The organism is Succinivibrio sp. (assembly GCF_045124615.1).
GTDB lineage: Bacteria > Pseudomonadota > Gammaproteobacteria > Enterobacterales > Succinivibrionaceae > Succinivibrio > Succinivibrio faecicola.
The window spans coordinates 1-3,951 of sequence record NZ_JBGVMC010000172.1 but is presented as its reverse complement, the minus strand read 5'-3'; the positions used below and the strand labels follow the sequence as shown (position 1 = coordinate 3,951).

8 protein-coding genes are annotated in these 3,951 nt (G+C 34.3%); all 8 read right to left on the bottom strand.

Annotation, left to right across the window (positions count from 1 at the left end; translation table 11 throughout):
• Nucleotides 1–487: 487 nt before the first annotated feature.
• Entirely contained in the window at nt 488–781 is a 294-nt protein-coding gene (locus ACJML3_RS04540; protein WP_406020996.1) for a hypothetical protein, read from the bottom strand.
• A 207-nt stretch (nt 782–988) separates the two neighbouring features.
• Complete coding sequence (locus ACJML3_RS04535) at nt 989–1,390, bottom strand: hypothetical protein (protein ID WP_406020994.1); 402 nt, start codon at nt 1,388–1,390, stop codon at nt 989–991.
• A 19-nt stretch (nt 1,391–1,409) separates the two neighbouring features.
• Complete coding sequence (locus tag ACJML3_RS04530; protein WP_406020992.1) at nt 1,410–1,631, bottom strand: hypothetical protein; 222 nt, start codon at nt 1,629–1,631, stop codon at nt 1,410–1,412.
• Nucleotides 1,628–2,056: a hypothetical protein gene (locus tag ACJML3_RS04525; protein WP_406020990.1), complete on the bottom strand. Its 429-nt coding sequence runs from the start codon at nt 2,054–2,056 to the stop codon at nt 1,628–1,630. Before ACJML3_RS04525 ends, ACJML3_RS04530 begins: the two co-directional genes overlap by 4 nt.
• Nucleotides 2,057–2,060: 4 nt before the next feature.
• Nucleotides 2,061–2,369: a hypothetical protein gene (locus ACJML3_RS04520; protein WP_406020988.1), complete on the bottom strand. Its 309-nt coding sequence runs from the start codon at nt 2,367–2,369 to the stop codon at nt 2,061–2,063.
• 89 nt (nt 2,370–2,458) lie between these two features.
• Entirely contained in the window at nt 2,459–2,782 is a 324-nt protein-coding gene (locus ACJML3_RS04515) for a hypothetical protein (RefSeq protein ID WP_406020986.1), read from the bottom strand.
• An 86-nt stretch (nt 2,783–2,868) separates the two neighbouring features.
• On the bottom strand, nt 2,869–3,255 hold the full coding sequence (locus tag ACJML3_RS04510; protein ID WP_406020984.1) for a hypothetical protein: 387 nt from the start codon (nt 3,253–3,255) through the stop codon (nt 2,869–2,871).
• A gap of 402 nt (nt 3,256–3,657) precedes the next feature.
• Nucleotides 3,658–3,951: hypothetical protein (locus tag ACJML3_RS04505; protein WP_406020982.1), on the bottom strand; the 294-nt coding region annotated here is incomplete at its 5' end.

The following is a 3,951-nucleotide window of genomic DNA, read 5'->3' as shown; positions in this document are numbered from 1 at the left end:
AGTGTATTCACGGAAATTATGAGCTTTAAGGTATAAATAGCCTGTAATCTCTTTTGCATTGTCTTTTATTGCTGTTACACAAAAAAAGATCAGCGTAATAAACGCAAAAAAGTGAATCATATTTATATCAATTGCCATGCTGTTTAACTCCAGAAATTTTTAAAATCATATATTGCAATTCTTATCAGTTTATATAATTTCAATAGATGCAACTTTGTTAAAATAGGATGCTCCGCAGGGTACTTGGTGAGATCCTGCACCTCCGCCCACTCATAAGCGATAAACGGATCATGTGGCTTGGTGAGTAATTTATCTGCGTAATAATCAAATGATTTCACTTTACTTCCTTTTTAAAAAATACCTGTCAATTAAAAGATAAAACAGAGCAGTCCACAATATACTAACTTTTATTTCCTGTACTGGCGTGTCTAAGCAATCAGCAATAAATAATACGCTTAATTCAACAATAAAAATAAAGGCGCATATCTTAATCAAAAGCGTTATTGTTTTCATTTTCTCCGTAATCCTCTTTGATTTTCTGCTCTGCCTCTTTTATGTCTAATTCCAAGTATTCAAAAGGAATAAGATCAAAATCTGGGATCACGTCACGATCAAGGCGTGTATATGAATAACTCACATTTAGGTATTTATTGCCGTTGTCCTCAAAAACATCTAAGCCGTGTAATTCAACATAAGCAAGATCGTCAACTTTCTGCTTTGCATAGATTGTTGTGAGTGCTAAAACCTTGTTAAAAAATCTAATGTGTTCCTGAATGTTCATTTAATATATTCACTCCTAACAAATGATCGTAATAATGACCTAATAAACGCCCCTCTCTTTTTGTCTTTGTATAATCCCAATCTTCATAATCCCAAAAACCGAAAAAACCTCGGCACAATATCTTTTTAAATTCTGGTTTTTTATATTCTGTATGCACAAATCTGAGATACTTCATATAAGATTTAGTGTACTTTCTGTATTTTTGTTTCATAACACCAACTTTCCTAAAAGCTCGCCTGCGTACCATGCTTTTTTAACACGCTTTTTAATCCAAGTGGTTAATACCTTTTTAAAATCTTCGTGATCTGATTTACTAAAAAAGCTATCTATATAATCAAGATCAACTCCGTTAGTTTCATAATTTAAAAGTATGTCGTTAAATACGTGATCGGTATCAAGTGCATCAATCAGAAGTTTTTTCTCAAACACACCGATATAATATTTTTCTTTAAGTGGGTTTTCCTGATACTCTCTGATTGTTTCTTTTAAGTTATCGTAAAAATTTGCAGGCGGAATATATACAATAAGACCGTCATTTTTATATATAGGAATAATCGCATATACATAGCTTTTAGATCCTGCAAGATCTGATCGTGTGAATAAGCGCATATTGTTACCTATATATTTTTTAAAGTTGATCGGCACATTCTTTTAACGCTTTTACAGGCGGTATAGTGAAATTATCATAGACAATTAAAATTGAAGTCCGATCTCCGCCCTCGTCTGTTATTGTCTGATATTTAATGTCGATAATTCTGTATTCTCTGTGTTCTTCAAGCCATTTATTAGCACCATGAATAGCGTTATCGTTTCTGCCGTAACGCTCTTTGAACTCAACAATCTGAATCATTCTGTTACCTCGTCAATATCGGAAAATAGATCGGTCTGTTCTTCCTGCTTTGCTTTTTTCTTTTTTTTCTCTATAGGGGCGATATACACAAATAAATCATGTGATATTCTGTCCTGTTTCTTTCTTTCTTCTTCGCTTAATTCTTCGCCCCAAGTTATTACACCACCATTTGTAAATTTACCCTCTGCTATCCAATTATCAATACAAGTGACTTCATACTCTAAAAGCTCGGCTATGCGTTCTTTTGTGTAGTAGTTACGATCTTCATCAAAGATAAAGAAAATAGTCTTAAAGTCATAAGTAGAACAAAGAGAATAAACCATATCTCTGTCATTTTTAGCCATGTTGTCATGTTCATCAAGAATACAAAGATAAAACTCTTTGGGATTAGTCATTATCTTTATCAGGTCTTTTAACTTAATCATTTTTTTAGCCTCGCTGATATTCCGTAATTACTACATAACCGCCCTGCAGGGATTGTTTGACCTCAGAGATTTTTTTATAAGCTTTGTATTCAGGTTTATTTTTAAAGTGTCTTTTGTACTGCTCTGAATCATTTAAGCAGTTGTTACGCTGTTTCTTTACAGGCGTTGTTAAGATCTGCTCTAAAGTCCATCCCTGATGTTTGCGGTGATAATACGCCCACTCGGTTAACCCCCAGAACAGATACATTGATCGCACGTCTGGAAATGGATGCCCCAAATGGTCTTTACAACGCTTTGATCGGTCTTTAATCATAGTTTTAATATCATCTCAATGAACATGAAATATAAAAGCGCAACAAGCGTATAAAAAATGAAATTCTGCATAATGTTAAAGGCTCGCATTTAAAATACACCTCTAATCGTTTCAAATTCTGGGCACTTGTTTAAATCATATTTATTCAGGGCATCTGTTAAAAATCGCTTAATATCAACAAATTCATTTGCCTGCTTTACTGCTTTGAGATCGTGAATATCAAGAGTTAAGATCACACATTCACGCACACGATCACGCACTGATAATTTGATATTCTCGCCCTCGATACTGTCATATTCATTAAGTAAGCGGTTGCACTCTAATGCCGTTTCTTTTAGAGAATATGCAGGGGTTTTAGTTGAACTAACACCATTTTTGAAAACGTATAAAACAATTTCGTAACTATCTAGCATTTTTATCATTCCTTAATCTTAAAAAAATTACAATCTAAGCACTGATATTTTAAGCTCTAAGGCGTTAACCTTAGAGCGTTAATCTGTTAATAATCTTCATATCTGCTGAGCATATACTCTGTATAAGCACGATCATGATCTTCCTGATTAAGCTCGCTCTGTCTGTTCTCAATATCTTCGGTATGTTCCTCTGCATACTTAAAGATATAATCAAGAACATCACGATCAAAAAACTGATCAAGTGCCTGCAGTACAGTTTCAAATTTAACATCATCCCTTACTGGTTCACTTTGCTCAGTCTGCGGATCGCCATTCTCGCACCAACTTACTTCATCCATCGCATTTGAACTGTCATACAGATCGATGACTTCCTTGCGGTCAAAGAATACGGCAAGATCACCATCTTCTGTTTCCTGCACGTTGTAGCGTGTATCTAAAAGTGGTCTGAATTTGAATTTCTTTGAATCTGTCATTTGTTGTTACCTCTGAAATTTGTTACCTGTATATACTATACACTATATAATATATATTGCAAGCAGATTTAAAAAGAAAATTCTTTGGTGATCACAATTTTGTAATATAAGTTATCTGCAACATAACCAAATAAAAGTAAATCGTTCTCTGTTTCTTTATTCAGAACACAATCACAGATAAACACGTTAGAGCCTGCAGGCGTTGAGATATTATCCAGAATAGAAGTCTGTTCTGTTTTTGCGGTTATGGTTAACCTGTATAACGCATCTGGAAAAGGGCGGATCTCTTTTAGCTTTATCGCATAATCCTTAGTGTGGTAACTTGTTGTTTTGTTTTTATGAATGTTTGTTACGTTACAGACGTTAAATATATGTAGATAGTGCATTTTAATATTCCTGATATTATTCTTGATGCCACTCTTTAACCAGATCTAACCGCTGTTTGTCGTATTCCTGCTGTTTCTGCGCCCACTCCTGCATGGTTTTACCGTTGATTACTTTCTGATTTTTTACTTTATCAGGATCGCCCCATTTGAATTTACTTATATCTGCAGTAGCTTTATTCTGATCACTATCAGCACGTATCTGATCGATAAGATCACAAAAAAGGTTATCTGGCACTTTGTTGGTAATAGTCCACTCACCATAAACAAATAAACAGTCCAGCAGGAAAGAAAACGCCTTTTTATCTTCGCT

Excerpts from the sequence above, each read along its gene's own strand:
- ACJML3_RS04525 (WP_406020990.1), bottom strand. The coding sequence starts at position 2,056 with ATGATTAAGTTAAAAGACCTGATAAAGATAATGACTAATCCCAAAGAG.
- ACJML3_RS04510 (WP_406020984.1), bottom strand. The coding sequence starts at position 3,255 with ATGACAGATTCAAAGAAATTCAAATTCAGACCACTTTTAGATACACGC.
- ACJML3_RS04540 (WP_406020996.1), bottom strand. The coding sequence starts at position 781 with ATGAACATTCAGGAACACATTAGATTTTTTAACAAGGTTTTAGCACTC.
- ACJML3_RS04535 (WP_406020994.1), bottom strand. The coding sequence starts at position 1,390 with ATGCGCTTATTCACACGATCAGATCTTGCAGGATCTAAAAGCTATGTA.
- ACJML3_RS04515 (WP_406020986.1), bottom strand. The coding sequence starts at position 2,782 with ATGCTAGATAGTTACGAAATTGTTTTATACGTTTTCAAAAATGGTGTT.
- ACJML3_RS04530 (WP_406020992.1), bottom strand. The coding sequence starts at position 1,631 with ATGATTCAGATTGTTGAGTTCAAAGAGCGTTACGGCAGAAACGATAAC.
- ACJML3_RS04520 (WP_406020988.1), bottom strand. The coding sequence starts at position 2,369 with ATGATTAAAGACCGATCAAAGCGTTGTAAAGACCATTTGGGGCATCCA.